Origin of the sequence: Zobellia nedashkovskayae, assembly GCF_015330125.1 — a bacterium.
GTDB lineage: Bacteria > Bacteroidota > Bacteroidia > Flavobacteriales > Flavobacteriaceae > Zobellia > Zobellia nedashkovskayae.
This window is the reverse complement of the sequence record NZ_JADDXR010000002.1, coordinates 2,646,663-2,666,252: the sequence shown is the minus strand read 5'-3', so window position 1 is coordinate 2,666,252 and position 19,590 is coordinate 2,646,663. Positions and strand designations below refer to the sequence as shown.

The following is a 19,590-nucleotide window of genomic DNA, read 5'->3' as shown; positions in this document are numbered from 1 at the left end:
CGATCGGTTATCGTTAGATTATTTTACTACAAAAACTACATTGATTAGTGAGTTGTAACTAGCTGGCTGACCAATAACATCATACGTCATAACACCAGCAGCGTTTACATTTACATTAGCAAACACAGCTGTATCATAAAACGTTACGTAGTAATACAACTCTGTATTAGTGTATGTTGGAATAGCTGCTGGTGCAGAAACACTAGCTACCATAGGCGAACCATATTGAGCAACATATTGAGCGTGTAAGTCTATAGTTCTTCCCGTACCATTTGTAGAAGCATCTACTTCTATAGAAGGTGGATAGAAAATCTTAGAAGCTTTTAATGAATTCACTTCAACAAGGTCACCATCAGCCTCAACTCCAAGTAGTGAAGTTGCTGTACCCGTTATAGCATTTGATCCGTAATCAGAAAAACGTACTGTACCACCTTCTACATCTAATCTGGCATCTGGTGAACTGGTACCAATACCTACTTCATCGGAAGAAGCATCTGTAAATAATAAAAATGTTTCAGTGTCTCCTTCAACTCTCATATCACTATTTGCTCCCCTTTCATTTACAACCAAACCATCATACATTCTTACATTTCCATTAAAAAATGTTCCTAAGACATAGTCGTTACTCCAATTAATACGCAAATAATTATCGTCAGTTGCCCTCAAAGTATTCTTACCGTTCATGTATAGGTAATCATTTATTTCAACATTACCCTCTACATCTAAAGCTCTATTATTTGTTATAGTAGTTGTACCAATACCCACATTTCCTTCCGTAAAGATATTGTCGGTTATGGCGTCTGGAGCAGATGTACCACCTACTTCATACCAGTCATGATCAGCTAATCCACTTAAATCAACACTATTTCCTGAAGTTGCAGGATTAGTTAATGTAAGAGTTGAGCCGGTTAATTCTAAATCCTGTAATTCGTTCGTTGCATCAGAATCAGCATCCCTAATATCTATTGTTGTATTTGTACCATTATTAATTTGTACTTCAACCGATTGATTAGGTACAACAACAGCGCTAGTAAGATTTTGATCATCTGTTGCTGGATCACCTGCTGGGCCTGTTGCTCCTGGAATTCCTTGGTCACCCTGGTCTCCTTTTTCTCCTTGAATCCCCTGGATACCTTGAATACCTTGATCTCCTTGGTCACCCTTTTCTCCTTGAATTCCTTGGATGCCCTGATCTCCTTGGTCACCCTTTTCTCCTTGGATACCTTGGATTCCTTGATCTCCTTGGTCTCCCTTTTCTCCTTGAATACCCTGGATGCCCTGATCTCCTTGGTCACCCTTTTCTCCTTGGATACCTTGGATGCCCTGATCTCCTTGGTCACCTTTTTCTCCTTGAATACCTTGAATGCCTTGATCTCCTTGGTCACCCTTTTCTCCTTGAATACCTTGGATGCCCTGATCTCCTTGGTCACCCTTTTCTCCTTGGATACCTTGGATGCCCTGATCTCCTTGGTCACCTTTTTCTCCTTGAATACCTTGAATGCCTTGATCTCCTTGGTCACCCTTTTCTCCTTGAATACCTTGGATGCCCTGATCTCCTTGGTCACCCTTTTCTCCTTGGATACCTTGGATGCCCTGATCTCCTTGGTCACCTTTTTCTCCTTGAATACCTTGAATGCCTTGATCTCCTTGGTCACCCTTTTCTCCTTGGATACCCTGGATGCCCTGATCTCCTTGGTCACCCTTTTCTCCTTGAATTCCTTGGATGCCCTGATCTCCTTGGTCACCCTTTTCTCCTTGGATACCTTGGATGCCCTGATCTCCTTGGTCACCTTTTTCTCCTTCAATTCCTTGGATACCTTGGATGCCCTGATCACCTTGGTCACCCTTTTCTCCTTGGATTCCCTGGATGCCCTGATTTCCTTGGTCACCCTTTTCTCCTTGAATTCCTTGGATGCCCTGATCTCCTTGGTCACCTTTTTCTCCTTGAATACCTTGGATGCCCTGATCTCCTTGGTCACCTTTTTCTCCTTCAATTCCTTGGATGCCTTGATCTCCTTGGTCACCCTTTTCTCCTTGAATTCCTTGAATTCCTTGGATGCCTTGATCTCCTTGGTCACCCTTTTCTCCTTGAATACCTTGGATGCCCTGATCTCCTTGGTCACCCTTTTCTCCTTGAATACCTTGGATGCCCTGATCTCCTTGGTCACCCTTTTCTCCTTGGACACCTTGGATGCCCTGATCTCCTTGGATACCTTGGATGCCCTGATCTCCTTGGTCACCTTTTTCTCCTTGAATACCTTGAATGCCTTGATCTCCTTGGTCACCCTTTTCTCCTTGAATTCCTTGAATTCCTTGGTCACCCTTTTCTCCTTGAATTCCTTGGATGCCCTGATCTCCTTGGTCACCCTTTTCTCCTTGGACACCTTGGATGCCCTGATCTCCTTGGATACCTTGGATGCCCTGATCTCCTTGGTCACCCTTTTCTCCTTGGATACCTTGGATGCCCTGTTCTCCTTGGTCACCTTTTTCTCCTTGAATACCTTGGATGCCCTGATCTCCTTGGTCACCCTTTTCTCCTTGAATTCCTTGGATTCCCTGATCTCCTTGGTCACCCTTTTCTCCTTGGATACCTTGGATGCCCTGATCTCCTTGGTCACCCTTTTCTCCTTGAATACCTTGTGGGCCAGAGTCGGGGTCAATCCAATTATAAGTGCCCGTACCATCAGTTGAAAGTACTTGTCCGTTATTTCCACCTGTTGGTAATTCTATTTCGTTTTGATCATCCTTATCCCCATCTACATAATCAACCGTAAAGTTTCCTAATCCATTATCCGTTACTGTGATATCGTTTGTACCAACTACTGTTTCTCTATAATCGGATAAATCAATCGCCGTAGCGGTAGGATCATCGCTTAAAGTAAGGTTGTCACCTGTTAAGCTCAAATCCTGAAATTCATTCGTTGCATCGTTATCGTTGTTCGCAGGAATCGTTATTGACAAGTCAAAATCGTCTCCCGTTCTCACAACATCCACAGAACCGTCCGCTGATGCTACTGTTTGTATTTCATTCGTAATATCTCCATCTACTTCAGTTCCGGTAACTACATAAGGACTGGCCGAAGTTCCATCTCCGCTTACTGTATTGATTCCTGCTCCGGTTACTTCTGTTTCGGAACCATCGGCAGCAGCGACAGATAAATCATAATCATCGCCTGACGGTGTTAATGTTACCGAACCATCGGTTGATGTTAATGTCTGTATTTCATTCGTAATATCTCCATCTACTTCCGTTCCGGTAACCACATAAGGACTGGCTGAAGTTCCATCTCCGCTTACTGTATTGATTCCCGCTCCGGTTACTTCTGTTTCGGAACCATCGGCAGTAGCGACAGATAAGTCATAATCATCGCCTGTCTGACCTAACGTTACCGAACCATCGGTTGAAGTAATTGTTTGAATTTCATTGTTTGGATCTGGATCCGCATCTGGACTCGCATTTCCTCCTACTTGTTGCCAAGTTGTACCGTCGTAAACATATAATTGTCCTGTTAAAGTATCTACATATGTTTCTCCAGTGTTTGTTCCTGTAGTTCCTGTCGCTGCTGGTGTACCTGCATCAACAAAAGTAAGTTCATTCGTAATATCTCCATCCACTTCCGTACCGGTAACTACATAAGGACTGGCCGAGGTTCCATCTCCGCTTACCGTATTGATTCCTGCTCCGGTTACTTCTGTTTCGGAACCATCCGCAGCAGCTACGGATAAGTCAAAATCGTCTCCAGTTCTCACTACATCTACAGAACCATCCGCTGATGCCACTGTCTGGATTTCATTCGTATCATTATTCGCATAAGGACTCAAATCAATCGCCGTAGCGGTAGGATCATCGCTTAAAGTAAGGTTGTCACCTGTTAAGCTCAAATCCTGAAATTCATTCGTTGCATCGTTATCGTTGTTCGCAGGAATCGTTATTGACAAGTCAAAATCGTCTCCCGTTCTCACAACATCCACAGAACCGTCCGCTGATGCTACTGTTTGTATTTCATTCGTAATATCTCCATCTACTTCAGTTCCGGTAACTACATAAGGACTGGCCGAAGTTCCATCTCCGCTTACTGTATTGATTCCTGCTCCGGTTACTTCTGTTTCGGAACCATCGGCAGCAGCGACAGATAAATCATAATCATCGCCTGACGGTGTTAATGTTACCGAACCATCGGTTGATGTTAATGTCTGTATTTCATTCGTAATATCTCCATCTACTTCCGTTCCGGTAACCACATAAGGACTGGCTGAAGTTCCATCTCCGCTTACTGTATTGATTCCCGCTCCGGTTACTTCTGTTTCGGAACCATCGGCAGCAGCGACAGATAAGTCATAATCATCTCCTGACGGTGTTAATGTTACCGAACCATCGGTTGATGTTAATGTCTCCGCTTACTGTATTGATTCCCGCTCCGGTTACTTCTGTTTCGGAACCATCGGCAGCAGCGACAGATAAGTCATAATCATCTCCTGACGGTGTTAATGTTACCGAACCATCGGTTGATGTTAATGCCTGTATTTCGTTTGTAGCATCGGCATCGGCATCCTGGATATTTATTGTAGTAGAACCACCTCGTTCTAAATCGATATCTACGGTTTCGTTTGGCGTTCCAACTGCACTACTTACTTGTTGGTTATCACTTGCGTTCGCAGCTAAATCTTCTAATGCTTCCTGTACTGTAGTTTCATTTACTGTATCTCCATCTACATCAAAAGGAGTATTCAAAGCTACTTCCGTGGCATCTTGAATCTCATTTGTGGCATCTGAATCCGCATCCTGGATATTTATAGTAGTAGAACCACCTCGTTCTAAATCGATATCTACTGTTTCGTTTGGTGTTCCAACTGCACTACTTACCTGTTGGTTATCACTAGCATTGGTAGCTAAATCTTCTAATGCTTCTTGAACTGTAGTTTCGTTTACCGTATCTCCGTCAACATCAAAAGGCGCATCTAAAAGAACTTCGGTAGCATTTTGCTCATCTAAATCAATACTACTGATTTGATATGGACTGGCCGTAGAACCATCTCCACTTACCGTAACATTAGCATTACCTGATTCAACTTTTGTTTCCGTACCATCTACAACAGCTACAGAAAGGTCATAATCATTACCTGAAGGTGTTAATGTTACCGAACCATCTGTTGATGTTAATGTCTGTATTTCATTCGTAATGTCTCCATCAACTTCAGTACCTGTAACCAAATATGGGTCAGTAGATGTACCAGAGCCAGATACTACGTTGATGCCTGCTCCGTTTACAATAGTTTCAGAACCATCGGCTGCAGCAACTGAAAGGTTATAGTCATTACCAGAAGGAGAAACTGTAATAGAACCATCCGTAGAAGTAATTATCTGTATTTCATTATTTGGATCACCATCTAAATCTGGTGATGCATTACCACCTACTGCATTCCATGTAGTACCATCGTAGACATATAATTGTCCCGCAACCTCATCTACATAAGTAACCCCACTGTTACTTGGTGTAACTGTTGGAGAACCATTACCCAATAAAGTAAGTTCGTTAGTTACGTCCGCATCGGCATCTTGGATATTTATTGTAGTAGAACCACCTCGTTCTAAATCGATATCTACCGTTTCGTTTGGTGTTCCTACGGCACTACTTACCTGTTGGTTATCACTAGCATTGGCAGCTAAATCTTCCAAAGCTTCCTGTACCGTAGTTTCGTTTACCGTATCTCCGTCAACATCAAAAGGAGCATCTAAAAGAACTTCGGTAGCATTTTGCTCATCTAAATCAACACTACTGATTTGATAAGGACTGGCGGTAGAACCATCTCCACTTACCGTAACATTAGCATTTCCTGATTCAACTTTTGTTTCCGTACCGTCTACAACAGCTACAGAAAGGTCATAATCATTACCTGAAGGTGTTAATGTTACCGAACCATCGGTTGATGTTAATGTCTGTATTTCGTTTGATGCGTTTGCATCGGCATCATCTACATTTAAATTAATTGCATTTCCTTCTGATATACTAACATTTCCTGGATTACCATCCGTACTTAACGTTTGATCATCACTGGCATTGGCAGCTATATCTTCCAACGCTTCTTGTACCGTAGTTTCGTTTACCGTATCTCCGTCAACATCAAAAGGAGTATTCAAAAGCACTTCCGTGGCATCTTGAATCTCATTTGTGGCATCGGCATCGGCATCTTGAATATTTATAGTAGTAGAACCACCTCTTTCTAAATCGATATCCACTGTTTCGTTTGGTGTCCCAACTGCACTACTTACTTGTTGGTTATCACTTGCGTTCGCAGCTAAATCTTCTAATGCTTCCTGTACTGTAGTTTCATTTACTGTATCTCCATCTACATCAAAAGGAGTATTCAAAGCTACTTCCGTGGCATCTTGAATCTCATTTGTGGCATCTGAATCCGCATCCTGGATATTTATAGTAGTAGAACCACCTCGTTCTAAATCGATATCTACTGTTTCGTTTGGTGTTCCAACTGCACTACTTACCTGTTGGTTATCACTAGCATTGGTAGCTAAATCTTCTAATGCTTCTTGAACTGTAGTTTCGTTTACCGTATCTCCGTCAACATCAAAAGGCGCATCTAAAAGAACTTCGGTAGCATTTTGCTCATCTAAATCAACACTACTGATTTGATATGGACTGGCCGTAGAACCATCTCCACTTACCGTAACATTAGCATTACCTGATTCAACTTTTGTTTCCGTACCATCTACAACAGCCACAGAAAGATCATAATCATTACCTGAAGGTGTTAGCGTTACCGATCCATCTGTAGAAGTAAGTGTCTGTAATTCATTATTTGGGTCTGGATCAGCATCTGGTGCTGCACTACCTCCGACTTGCTGCCAAGTTGTTCCGTCAAAAACATATAATTGTCCCGCAACATCATCAACATAAGTTACCCCTGCATTTGATGGTGTTACTACTGGTGCGCCACTATCAATTAAAGTAAGTTCGTTCGTTTCATCTTCATCAGGATCGGTAGAAGTAACCGTATAGTTTCCATTTCCGTCATCAGCTACTGAAATAGCACCTGTTCCAGCAATAACTGTTTCTACAAGTGATGATAAGTCAACACTTGTGGAGGTGCCTCTTTCTATATCTATTTGAAGTTGATTTGTTTCACTTAAAGTTGCACCGGTTAAATTCTGATTATCGCTGGCGTTGGCTGCCAAATCAATAATAGCTTCTTCCACTGTTATTTCATCTACACTATCACCATCCACATCTAAGGGAGTCGTCAAGTTGACTTCCGTTGCTTCTTGGTCATCAGTACCATCAAAACTCGTTGGCGTTCCATTCTCTGATGTATAGGTATAGTTTACACTATCAGCTGTGGACAATGTTGTAATCGTTTCATCTATTTCTGTAAACGTTCCATCGGCTTGTGTTACCGTGGCAATTAGATTACCGGCAACAACATCCGTAATAGCAATGCCGTTCGTGTTAATGTCAACATCCGTTCCATCTCCATTGGTGAATCGGTAAAGACCGCCACCTAAATCCGTGATATCTGATTTGGCTACGGTTACACTGTTTCCGGCCTCATTTACTAAAGTGATGTTACCGTCATTATTATCCTCTATTCGTACGATGCTCTCTTGAATGGAAACCGTTGTTCCGTCTTCTTTTTCATAAAGACCTATTTCATTTCCACTAGTTGAAGTACCGGTAATATTTGTTATGGTTTCATTGATATCCGTGGTAGAACCATCTGCCTCATTAACCGTTGCAATACGATTACCTAATATGACATTATCTATTGACATACCATTGGTGTCAATGGTAACATCCGTACCATCACCGTTTGTAAACTGGTATACACCTCCACCTAAATCCGTGATATCTGATTTGGCTACGGTTACACTGTTTCCGGCTTCATTTACTAAAGTGATGTTACCATCATTATTTTCCTCTATTCGTACGATACTCTCTTGAATGGAAACCGTTGTTCCATCTTCCTTTTCATAAAGACCTATTTCATTTCCACTAGTTGAAGTACCGGTAATATTTGTTATGGTTTCGTCTATTTCCGTAAACGTTCCATCGGCTTGTGTTACCGTAGCAATTAAATTACCGGCAACAACATCCGTAATAGCAATGCCGTTCGTGTTGATATCTACATCGGTTCCATCTCCATTGGTGAATCGGTAAAGACCGCCACCTAAATCCGTGATATCTGATTTAGCTACGGTTACACTGTTTCCGGCTTCATTTACTAAAGTGATGTTACCATCATTATTATCTTCTATTCGTACGATGCTCTCTTGGATAGAAACCGTTGTACCGTCTTCTTTTTCATAAAGACCTATTTCATTTCCACTAGTTGAAGTACCGGTGATATTCGTAATTGTTTCATTGATATCCGTGGTAGAACCATCTGCCTCATTAACCGTTGCAATACGATTACCTAATATGACATTATCTATTGACATGCCATTGGTATCTATTGTCACATCTGTACCATCACCGTTTGTAAACTGGTATATACCGCCACCTAAATCCGTGATATCTGATTTGGCTACGGTTACACTGTTTCCGGCCTCATTTACTAAAGTGATGTTACCGTCATTATTATCCTCTATTCGTACGATGCTCTCTTGAATGGAAACCGTTGTTCCGTCTTCTTTTTCATAAAGACCTATTTCATTTCCACTAGTTGAAGTACCGGTAATACTTGTTATGGTTTCATTGATATCCGTGGTTGAACCATCTGCCTCATTAACCGTGGCAATACGATTACCTAATATGACATTATCTATTGACATGCCATTGGTATCTATTGTCACATCCGTACCATCACCGTTTGTAAACTGGTATACACCGCCACCTAAATCCGTGATATCTGATTTAGCTACGGTTACACTGTTTCCGGCTTCATTTACTAAAGTGATGTTACCATCATTATTTTCCTCTATTCGTACGATGCTCTCTTGAATGGAAACCGTTGTTCCGTCTTCTTTTTCATAAAGACCTATTTCATTTCCACTAGTTGAAGTACCGGTAATATTCGTAATTGTTTCATTGATATCGGTTGTTGAACCATCTGCCTCATTAACCGTTGCAATACGATTACCTAATATGACATTGTCTATTGACATGCCATTGGTATCTATTGTCACATCCGTACCATCACCGTTTGTAAACTGGTATACACCGCCCCCTAAATCCGTGATATCTGATTTGGCTACGGTTACTGTTGCTCCTGATTCATTGGTTAGCGTAATGTTACCATCACCAGCATCACTGATAGTAGTAATTGTTTCATTGATCGTAACTAAATCACCGTTTTCATTTTCATAAACACCAATAGCATTTCCTAATGCAGCCGTTCCCGTTAAGGTAGTTATGGTCTCTACCGGAAGGGTAACTGTTGCTGTACCTCCATTTTCGAGTGTAAGAGAAAGTTCTCCACTTACATTATCAAAAGTGAAATTTTGAAGTTGTTGGTCATCGGAAGAGGTCAACTCCCAAGAATCGCCATCCCAGAAATAAATCGTTCCAGTATCGGTATTGACATAAATATCGCCAATATCCGCTCCTGCAGGAGTAGGTAACCCTGGAGCGGTAACATCTGTTCCGCTTAACACCTCGCAATTACATTGGTCTTCTAAACTGACCGTAGTCTGTGCAAATGTTAATCCGGAGATTAGGAAAACTAAGAGTGTAATTATTCTTTTCATGACCATTACTTTACTTAAAATCATATTGTTCAAAATTTCTTCATAGCTACTTGAACAATCGTTACAAGTAGCGAACTATTTTAAACTAAAATTAAAGCTGAAATCTTACCCGGGACATTGTACTTTTTGAGTACATTCTTGGTATGGTGAAGAGGAGGTTGGTACTTCCTAAATGCCATTTGGTTTTAAAAAAAACCTATGTCAAAATTTGGTTAAGTTATTCAGTTTTTGGGTTGTGTAGAATCAATTCGATTGAATATGATCCAATTACACTTTACAAAATTAACCTTAGAGTTAGCAACAGAAAATAATTGTTGTATAAGTGTTAATTCCTATTGTATAGGTAGAGAAAGCTGAGGTCTTGGTGTTTTTTTTTCTTGTGTCGCTCGTCGATAAGTTCAATAACAGAACTGACTTACGAACTATACACCTCAAAATAAAATCGTTGAAATGCGTCCTTTTTGACACTAAGTGTAACATTAATTTTTATTGACCTAGAAGATAATTTCAGCTCTTTAATCGAGCTCAAGCAAAAAGAAAATACTAGTTAGGTTTTACTCTATATGTAATTCTTCTATTAGTAATTACGGTATAGCCTTTGACCGTACTTAATGGGGAAAATTCAGATGTTGAGTTGGCTAAAGTTGCCGTTGTAGTTATCGTTTTTCCTAACGATATACCGGAAGGCAATGGAATACTAAATTTAAACTTATTAGTATTGTCTGTGTTATTGTCTTCGTCCGTATAGGTAGTACTGTTTGATTCCAAATCTGAAGCAGAGCCTTCTACCATAGTATTAAGGTAGCGTTGCCCCTCTCCGTAGTCATATGTCAATCCTAGTGTATTATCTCCAATAGTTGCCGTACCTTCATTAATATCTGTAGCAAACAGCTCTATAGTTGCTCCTGGTCTTGACCATCCTTCTACTATCAAGTTTGTTCCTGAAACATACGCCCCAGTAATTATGGGGAAGTTCAACAAGCCATTTGGACCATTGTCACTATCTCCTGAATCATTGATTGTTACACCATCATCATTTAAATCAATACCCAAAGCATCAACAGCCGTACCATTTGCGTAAATGGAGTTTTGACTTATTAAATTTGATGTACCGTCAACAATTGCAATACCTGCGCCACCATTTTGATAAATAATATTATTAGAAATAGATGAATCATCACTTTCTATCTTAATTGCCATTTGTTGTGGATTTCCTTGACAATCACCTCCATCTTGCCCTGAAGTTGTTAAGGAATTTTCTGTTATTACAACACCGGTTACTTTATCTTCTACATCAATTGCAGTGGAAGCTGATGCTTCTATTAGATTTTGTTGAATAACTACACCTGAACCATCTTCCAGTAAAATAGCGTCATCACATGGTGAACTACCATTATTTTCAAAATGGTTATTTTGAATTAAACTTGAACTACCACCATCTATTAATACTGCTGATTCTAAAATTGTTGCAAGATAATTTCCATTTACATTAATTTGCCCATCTTTATTTTCTACACCAACATCTATATCTCCCGAATTATTACCTAATGCATTCACGCCAATTAAATTCTGGGTAATTTCTATTGAACCATCTTCTACAACTATGGCTGAAGACTTATCTGAAAAAATCGCTAAATTTCTTATGATCACATTATCACCCTCATTAATGAAAACGTCGCCATCTTCTCGATGAACTTGAATTTCCGGTCTTTCATATGTTGGTAATATAGCATTGGAAATACCTACCGTATCACCACCTGAACCCACTACACCTGTATTTGTATCACCAGAATATGCTGTTTGCGTTCTACCATCTATAATGGTAGTACTACCTGTTATTACCGATAGAGGATCATTTTTAGAAATTTCAATATCAAAGTAACCATTTGTGAAATTAACATCTGCGGTTCTGCCAAAAGAATCACCTGTGGGTGGTATCATGAAAATTGAGACATCTTCTCCTGCGGCCGGGTCAAAGATTGAATTAGATTCTATATCCAGACCTGCTTCTCCTAATGTATTACTATTTAAAATAAATTGTTCTAATGAACCTTGACCAAATACATTCGTGTTTACGATTGTATTAAAATTATATCCAAAATCAATATTTGCAACACCACTACTGGCTATACTAACTAAAGATAAACTTTGGGAATCATCAAATACGCCTAATGCCGAATCACTAAAAGCCGTGGGGTCTGCACCACCTATTTCATTTAAAACCTCTATAATATTTGAAACTTCGCCATACGTTCTAAAAGTCTGTACAGGAACACAGGTTGTGCAGTTAATACCACTATCCCTATTTGATCTTACTGTAGAGTTTACCAATTTTACATAGTAATCTCCATCTGCCATACCTCCAAAACTGTAATCTCCACTAACTTTTGAAGTTGTTCTTCGTACAAAAGTCCCATCGCTTTCGTATAATTCTACAATAGCGCTAGATATACCCACACCATTGGCATCGGTCATATTTCTACCTTGACCACCACCATAATTAACATCTTCAAAAACGGTACCCGCAATAAGATTAGAAGGTACCTTCAATACCACTGCCGCAGATATCAGGAAATCTTGACCAACATCTACATTTGCAGTTACCTGAGAATCTCCAGGAGAGATATAAGTAGAAATATCATACGTATCTAAATCAACGCCATATGTTGTATTTACATTATAATCTGGTGTTGTAGTATTATCATACATGGTAGAATTGTATGCATTATTCCCTGTTTGACCACCATCTCCGGATAAAGTAAAATCTTGATTTGCCTGATTCGTTATCGATAATCGTTCCCCGTTAGGATTAGTAGTACCAGAGCTATTACCATCTAAAGTTGAATCTCCTTCCCATGATAAAAATGAAGCTTTTGCTCCTGCACCGGCAATTGCATAAAAACTATCCAGTGTAAATGAATTACCATCATTGCTTAAACCATCAAAACCTTGATATAGGTTAATGTTTACCGCAGGAAGATTAGGATCTTCATAAAAAACAAATAGTGTCCAACCTCCTAATACAGTTGCCGATGAACAATAGGTATTTGAGTTATCTACGGATAAACCTGAAAAATCAAAAACATTTGTAGACGGATCTGCTACACCCGCTACAATATCTGTGACATCACTAACATAGCCATAAAAATTTCTATTGGTAAGTGTTGTTTGATACTGAAAATTTGCATTAACAGTTTGTCCTTCAAAAGTTACACTACCATCAACTACTGTACTTGAATGAGCCCAATACAAATATGCCTTTTTAATAGTACCTGTGTTTGGTATAGGCGCAATCAATGTATTTGATGATGATGTTGTTATAGAACAAGCATCCGTATTGTTATCATTTGTTCTTAATGAACCTCCTGTTGTAGAATAATCATAATACCCATCAAACTCTTGAAATAGTGTTAATGGATCATTGGCTAAAATTTGAGAATTTATATAACCATTGGCAGTGTCACTATAATCTACAGTGGCGTATTGGGCTGTTGCATCAGAAAATCCAACAGTAAAAAATTCTACTAACTCTGGTACTCCATCATCTACGATAGGTACTGAAAAGGTTTGAACATTACCCACTTCTCCTGTAAATGTAAGTGTACCGTTTACGGAAATATAATCACTACCATTATTTGCAGTACCATCACTTACCATATACTCTACGGTAAACGGAGTTTCAACAAAGCCAAAAAACCAACTATAGCCATGACGGTCACGCACATGGGTCACGGTAAAAATAGCACTACCAGAGTCTTCATCTACGTATACATCTTCTACCACAATCTTTGGTCCTGGAGGAGAACAACTAACAGTTGCTTGCCAACCGTTACCAGTAGTGTTGTTGTTAGACGTAAACCTAAATGTTAAACATCCATTAGCATTGGTTGCAAAAATTTGTGTTGGTACATTATCATTATCATATTGCCCTATTAAAGTGGCTCCGGTATTATTACCATCATACACATAAAGAATATCACCTGATATAACATCAAACTGGTCAAAATTTACCTGGGTATAATTGTCCGCAGTATCAGGACAGATGGTATACACCAAATCTTCATTATCGGAATAATTACTTATACCACCAGAATCTAAAAATATGTCATCACAAGTAGTTGCAGAGCCCCCATCGTTAATAATTAAGGCATCATTAGCTAAAATTGTACCAATGGCCGTATCTGTAATATCTACATTGGGATCTGAGGTTGAAGTGAAAGAAAAACTAAAGGTTTCATCGCCTTCAAATATGGTGTCATCGGTTATAAAAATAGTTATAGTTTCCGTATCCCAAATGGTTCCATCAAAATTTAAGGTGCCGCTTGATGCCGTATAATCTTGACCGGCGGTTGCAGATATATTAGTTGTTGTATAATTAACACTGTAAGGTCCGCTAGCAGCACTACCACCATGTCTTACGGTGAAGGTTGCAGTACCAGCATTTTCATTTACAGTAACGTCATCAACAAGTACTTCTGAACCAAATGTTGCAGAAAATTGAACATTATCAATAAATATGGTATCATTGTTTTGCCAATTTGTATCACCACGATAGAATATGATAGCAGGATTAGAAGCGATTTCGGCAGCCGTTAAATTATAGGTTAACGAACCTGTTCCACCATTAATTCTTTGAACAAAACCCCATTGATTAGTATCTGCATTATATATATACACGTCTATTGCCTCACCTCCTGCAGAATTGGCATCATAATCTAAAGTTAAGGTAGCGGATGAAGCCCCTGCTAAAGGCACAAACCTATAGATATAACTACTATCCATATTTCTAAAACGTAACTGACCACCAGTAATTTGTATACGACCACCCCAGGCATTACCGTCATCATTTTGCTCTATCCAATCAGAACTAAAATTTTGAGTTCCTTCATTACTTCCGTAAAAAGTGCTTGTAAAAGTATCCAAATAGGTTTCCTGTGCAACCAGCTGAAATGAGAACAGCAGCGCAATTAATACAAAAAGAAACTTAGTAGGGTTTAAGAGCATTTATAATTCCTATGTATGACTTTAAAAATCTGAGTATTACATGAACAGACTTAATAACACACAAATGTATTGGCAGCAAGCTGGCTACTGAAAAAATTGTTGTGTAAATGCAAAATGTATGTACCACTGGTATGTTTTGCAGTGTCACTGTTTATAAAACAAAACCGAATTACTACTAAAACACACACCTAATCGATAAAATACAACTCTCTATTTGTAGTCAGCAAAGCCAAAAAACATCTGCTATTATTTAGAATTTAAATTGTTTTGGCCAATCTAAAACGATTGTATTACACTCGGAAATAGTATCAAAAACTGAAGAAGGTTTCTATCTAAAAAAATCAATTCTTTTTTACTCGATAGGTTATTCTTCTATTGGTAATTACTGAAGTGGCGGCAACTGTTAAAATAGCGGTATTGGATGTCTCGCTCGCACATATAAAAGTTGAACTTGAAATAACAACCCTATACTGGTTTCCATTATCGGAAGGAGTAACATTAGTAATCGTTAAAGTAGTTGTATTTGTGCCTGAATGAATACCCGTATCTGTCAAATCTACCCAACTACTGCCATTATAAAACTGCCATTGAAATGTATCCGTATTTGTTGTAACTATAGTGAAACTACCAGTACATCCGGGGCATATAGAAATATCTGCAGGTTGTTCTGTTATTGTAGGTGCACCTGCTTCTTGATAATCATAGCTACTATTACCGTCAATATCTTGTGGAACCGAATAGGAAGCTGCAGTTACGAGACCATTTGCATCTATACTTGGAGGCGATCCAATATCATAATACTCATTATCTCCCCCATCCGCATTCGCATCTGCGTAGGCTTCGTTAGCATCACTACACCCATCATTATCGCTATCCGTATCTAAAAAATCTGGGTTTTCAGCACTATCAGTATTAGTTATACTATAATTCAAAGTTCCGCTTTCAGCGGAAGTTTCAACTACATCAGCAAGACCATTGTCACCATAATTTCCGCTCACAACACCATTAACATGTGGACTATTGTGACCCGCTTCTACCGCATCATAAATACCGTCATTATCACTATCTAAATCAAGATAATCAGGAATGCCGTCAGAATCTGAGTCAACACCGTACACTGTAGGGTTTTCATAATTAGTCAAACAACTAAATTCGATATTATGTTGCCTACCTCCAGCAGATGCTCCTGCCGATCTAGCGACAACACCAACACGAATTGAAACTTCTGATTTGGAGTTATAACTTACACCAAAATTCACTTCTGGATTACTATTGCCAGCACCATCATACTCATTTGTTCCAGACGTACCTACCGTCCAAGAGTTATCTATGGTCATGGTGAGTTCTGTTGGATCGGAAACAATATAGTTCGTTGGATTATCGCTCCACGATTGCTCTGCATAATTACTGTTTCCATCAATATCATTAAAATTCATGAAGAACTTTTCAACCACTGCCGGTGTAGTACCTCCACTATTTACAAAACGGATAGTATATTCAATATAACCAACATCTCCCACGTTGGCCAGATTGAAAGAAGTCTGAGGTCTAAATGCATTTGCTTCTGAGTCATTATTATCTAAAGCAGCAACCGTTGCATTGTTCGTTTGAGCTATGGTTACCAAAGCATCAATGCCTGTAGTAATGTTTGGTATTCTATATACTGCACCTTGTTGCAGTGCAGTACCAGAAACTAAGCTTGCTGTTGCACTGAAATCTAATAAGGTTTCTCCTGTACAATCACTCTGTGAATTATTAGCAGCCGAACTTAATTCATCTTCATCTGGAATACCATCATTATCATCATCTAAGTCATTAGCATTGGCAATACCATCATTATCATTATCGAGTAAAATAATTAGAATAGCACTTTCCGAGGTTCTTGAAATACAGCTAAAAGACAAATCGGAAACCACCACTCTATAGTAATTGCCATCTAACGAGCCAGGGACATTGGTTATAGTATAACTGCTATTGTTTGCACCTGAAATATCAGTATAGCTGAGTCCATTATCAATACTAAGTTGCCATTGATACCTAAGATTGCCACCAGTAGCTTCTACCAAGAAAGTGGCATCGGCACCTTGTACTACATATACATCTTCCGGCTGATTTGTTATGGCTGGGGCAACTCCAGATTCTCTATAATCATAAACGGAATTACCATTTTCATCCAAAGGTGTAGTATAGCCGTCTGAATTATCTACAACTACTCCCGTAACTGTGTCATATCCCGTTCCTGACAATTCCCCTGAAATTGTACTACTCTCGCTATAACCAGCCTCTATTACATCATTACAACCATCTCCATCACTATCTAATTCAATAAAATCCGGCATACTATCGGAATCTGAATCGCTTATTGTATAATTCACCACACCACTATCCTCTTGTCCTACATCTTGAACGGAATCAGGCACACCATCTGAGCCAACAACTTCTGTTAATCTACCATCGGTATGTGTTCCTTCATCATGACCGGCTTCTACTACATCGTAAATGCCATCATTATCACTATCTAAATCGAAAACATTAAGAATACCATCTCCATCTGAATCAGAACAGCCCGTAGTTAAAATTACATTATCAACATACATCATATCATGATTTCCTGATGTAGAAATACCATCAAACCTTAATGTAATTGTATTTGATACTGGAGTAAAAACAAAAGTTCTTGAGACCATATTTGAAGTAGCGTTCCCATTTTGAGATTGCCCCCCATTAGTTGCTACTATTTGGTTTGATGTTTCTGAGAACATTGTGGCGCCATCAACTAAAACATTTAAGGCAACTTCGTTATTGTAACTAGTATTCGCACCTACATTAAAAGTTATACTATTTTCACTGCCTGCAGATACATTAATTGTTTGGTAGAATGATGCTGTACCGGTTCCGTTCCATTGAGGAAACCAAGCTCTATTTGCGTCTAAATTCCATTGGTTTCCACTACCCGTCCAACCAGGGTTATTAGCATCTGAATAGAAAATCCAATTTGAAAAATCTCCGTTGCCGACTAAATTTGACGTACGTAAACACTCGTCTTCATCTAAAATACCATCATTATCATCATCCAAATCTACCGAATCTGAAATACCATCTTTATCTGTATCTGGATCATTATTATCTCCACCAGGGCTTGCTATTCTTGCTGAGGTATCGGTATCATATGTTGGTAAATAACCACTACACCTACCCGATGCTTGAGCACTTGTTGTAGGCTCCCAGCAATCAGAACTATCACCATCAACTCCGTTTGGACTTAAACTTATGGATTGTCCATCTCCTGCGTTATCTAATGTTGCTTGAACACTAGTATTCCAGATAACAGGAAGTGGTGGTTGGTTTATTCCACTATTTGTTCCATAAGCTATATAATCAACCAAGGTTGTATTAGAATCATACAACCATATGTCATCACCAGTATTGTTCAGCTTTGATGTTTTGTCTAACCAAGCCTGAAATGTTGCATTGGGTGCATTTTTTGATGTACTTTGAGAACCAACCCATATAACCGCGTAGTCACCCGGTTGTAATATGGTAGACCCTGAGCATATTTGCGAACCACTGCAACTAAATAAAAATGGATCTGAATTACCTGTAATACTCCCAGAAAAATCAATTTCATCAACTACAAATAAATTACCATCCATCAATTTCCACCCTGCTAAATCAACAGCTGTAATTCCTGCATTATAAAGTTCTATAAATTCATCGTTTCCTTCTGCTCCAGAACTTGTTTCGTCAAAAAGTACTTCGTTAATTACAATATTGCCTTGCTTATCATTTGCATCTAGACATAAGGTAAAAGTACCTGCCGAAAATTCACTGGTAACATCTATAGAAATATAATACGTATCTCCAGCAGTTAATCCTGGAACCCCAAGCGTAACATTTGCATATTGACTTGAATACCTTGTACTACTCACCTCGGTAGTACCATCTGCTTCCCAAATGGCGATTTGTGTTCTATACTGGTTTCCTTTTGGTCCGTTTGCCACATCACCAATATCTACAGTTACATTAAACTGATCAGTATTTGGTGCCGTAAACTTAAACCAGCGGTTTTGTACTGGGCCACTATTATCCCAATATAGGCCAGCATTTCTATCTGGTGTTGCTCCATCAGTAGAAAACTCAGCATCGTTTGAACAGTTATTAATTAGATAATCTACATCAATTGCCCCTTCGTAAAAGTCATAATTTACTGCATCATTTAAACAAAGCGTAAATGTACCTGGAGAAGAATTATTAAAACCATCTACAGAGATATAATAGGTATTTCCTACGGTTAAACCTATATAGTCCACATCAACGTCAACGTCAGTAAAAACGGGGTAGTAATTATCACTAGTAAGTTCAGTAATACCATCAGCTTCCCATAGCGCTAACTGAGTACGAGCCTGGCTTCCTTTAGTCCCACCAATATCAACAGTAATATTTATCTGATTTGTAGTAGCAACAAAACTAAACCATACATTATGTAGCGGACCGCCATTGTTCCAATTGCTTCCAGCATTTAAATCAGGTGTAGCACCTACTGTAGTGTAAGCTGCATCAGCAGAACAAGTATTTATTAGGGACGATACATTTATTGCGTTTGCATAATCATCATTAGAGGGTTGGGCAAAGCATTCCACTGTCATTAAAAATATAATCACAGTTGATAAAATAACTTTAAAAGCGAAGCTAGTTTTTAGTAAAAATCTAATCATGTAAATGATTATATTATAATAGGAGGTGCTTTTTGTTTAAAAACACTTTTCCCCAGTTACAATATTACGCTATACATCTACCAGTTGAAACATATTGTTGTGAAGAGCACTAATAGTGATGTCTGAATAAAAAACAAACTCAACTACTTAGTTACCAATAATTTACATAAG

Annotated in this window: 4 protein-coding genes; all 4 read right to left on the bottom strand. The window is 39.0% G+C overall.

What is annotated here, in order from left to right:
• Nucleotides 1-18 precede the first annotated feature (18 nt).
• The 4 genes from IWB64_RS11110 to IWB64_RS11095 all read right to left on the bottom strand — a co-directional run bounded on the left by IWB64_RS11110 (nucleotide 19) and on the right by IWB64_RS11095 (nucleotide 19,365).
• Nucleotides 19-4,242 carry a hypothetical protein gene (locus IWB64_RS11110; protein WP_194534057.1) on the bottom strand — a complete coding sequence of 1,408 codons (4,224 nt, stop codon included), beginning with the start codon at nucleotides 4,240-4,242 and terminating at the stop codon, nucleotides 19-21.
• A 100-nt stretch (nucleotides 4,243-4,342) separates the two neighbouring features.
• The gene (locus tag IWB64_RS11105) at nucleotides 4,343-9,700 is read right to left on the bottom strand and encodes a beta strand repeat-containing protein (RefSeq protein WP_194534056.1); all 5,358 of its coding nucleotides are present in this window, start codon (nucleotides 9,698-9,700) and stop codon (nucleotides 4,343-4,345) included.
• 543 nt (nucleotides 9,701-10,243) lie between these two features.
• Nucleotides 10,244-14,704, bottom strand: coding sequence for a Calx-beta domain-containing protein (locus IWB64_RS11100; protein ID WP_194534055.1), 4,461 nt, complete (start codon nucleotides 14,702-14,704; stop codon nucleotides 10,244-10,246).
• Nucleotides 14,705-15,045: 341 nt separating this feature from the next.
• The gene (locus IWB64_RS11095; protein WP_317171968.1) at nucleotides 15,046-19,365 is read right to left on the bottom strand and encodes a lamin tail domain-containing protein; all 4,320 of its coding nucleotides are present in this window, start codon (nucleotides 19,363-19,365) and stop codon (nucleotides 15,046-15,048) included.
• Nucleotides 19,366-19,590 lie beyond the last annotated feature (225 nt).

Bases quoted from the DNA above. Each gene is read 5' to 3' on its own strand.
- IWB64_RS11105 (WP_194534056.1), bottom strand. From the start codon at position 9,700: ATGAAAAGAATAATTACACTCTTAGTTTTCCTAATCTCCGGATTAACA.
- IWB64_RS11100 (WP_194534055.1), bottom strand. From the start codon at position 14,704: ATGCTCTTAAACCCTACTAAGTTTCTTTTTGTATTAATTGCGCTGCTG.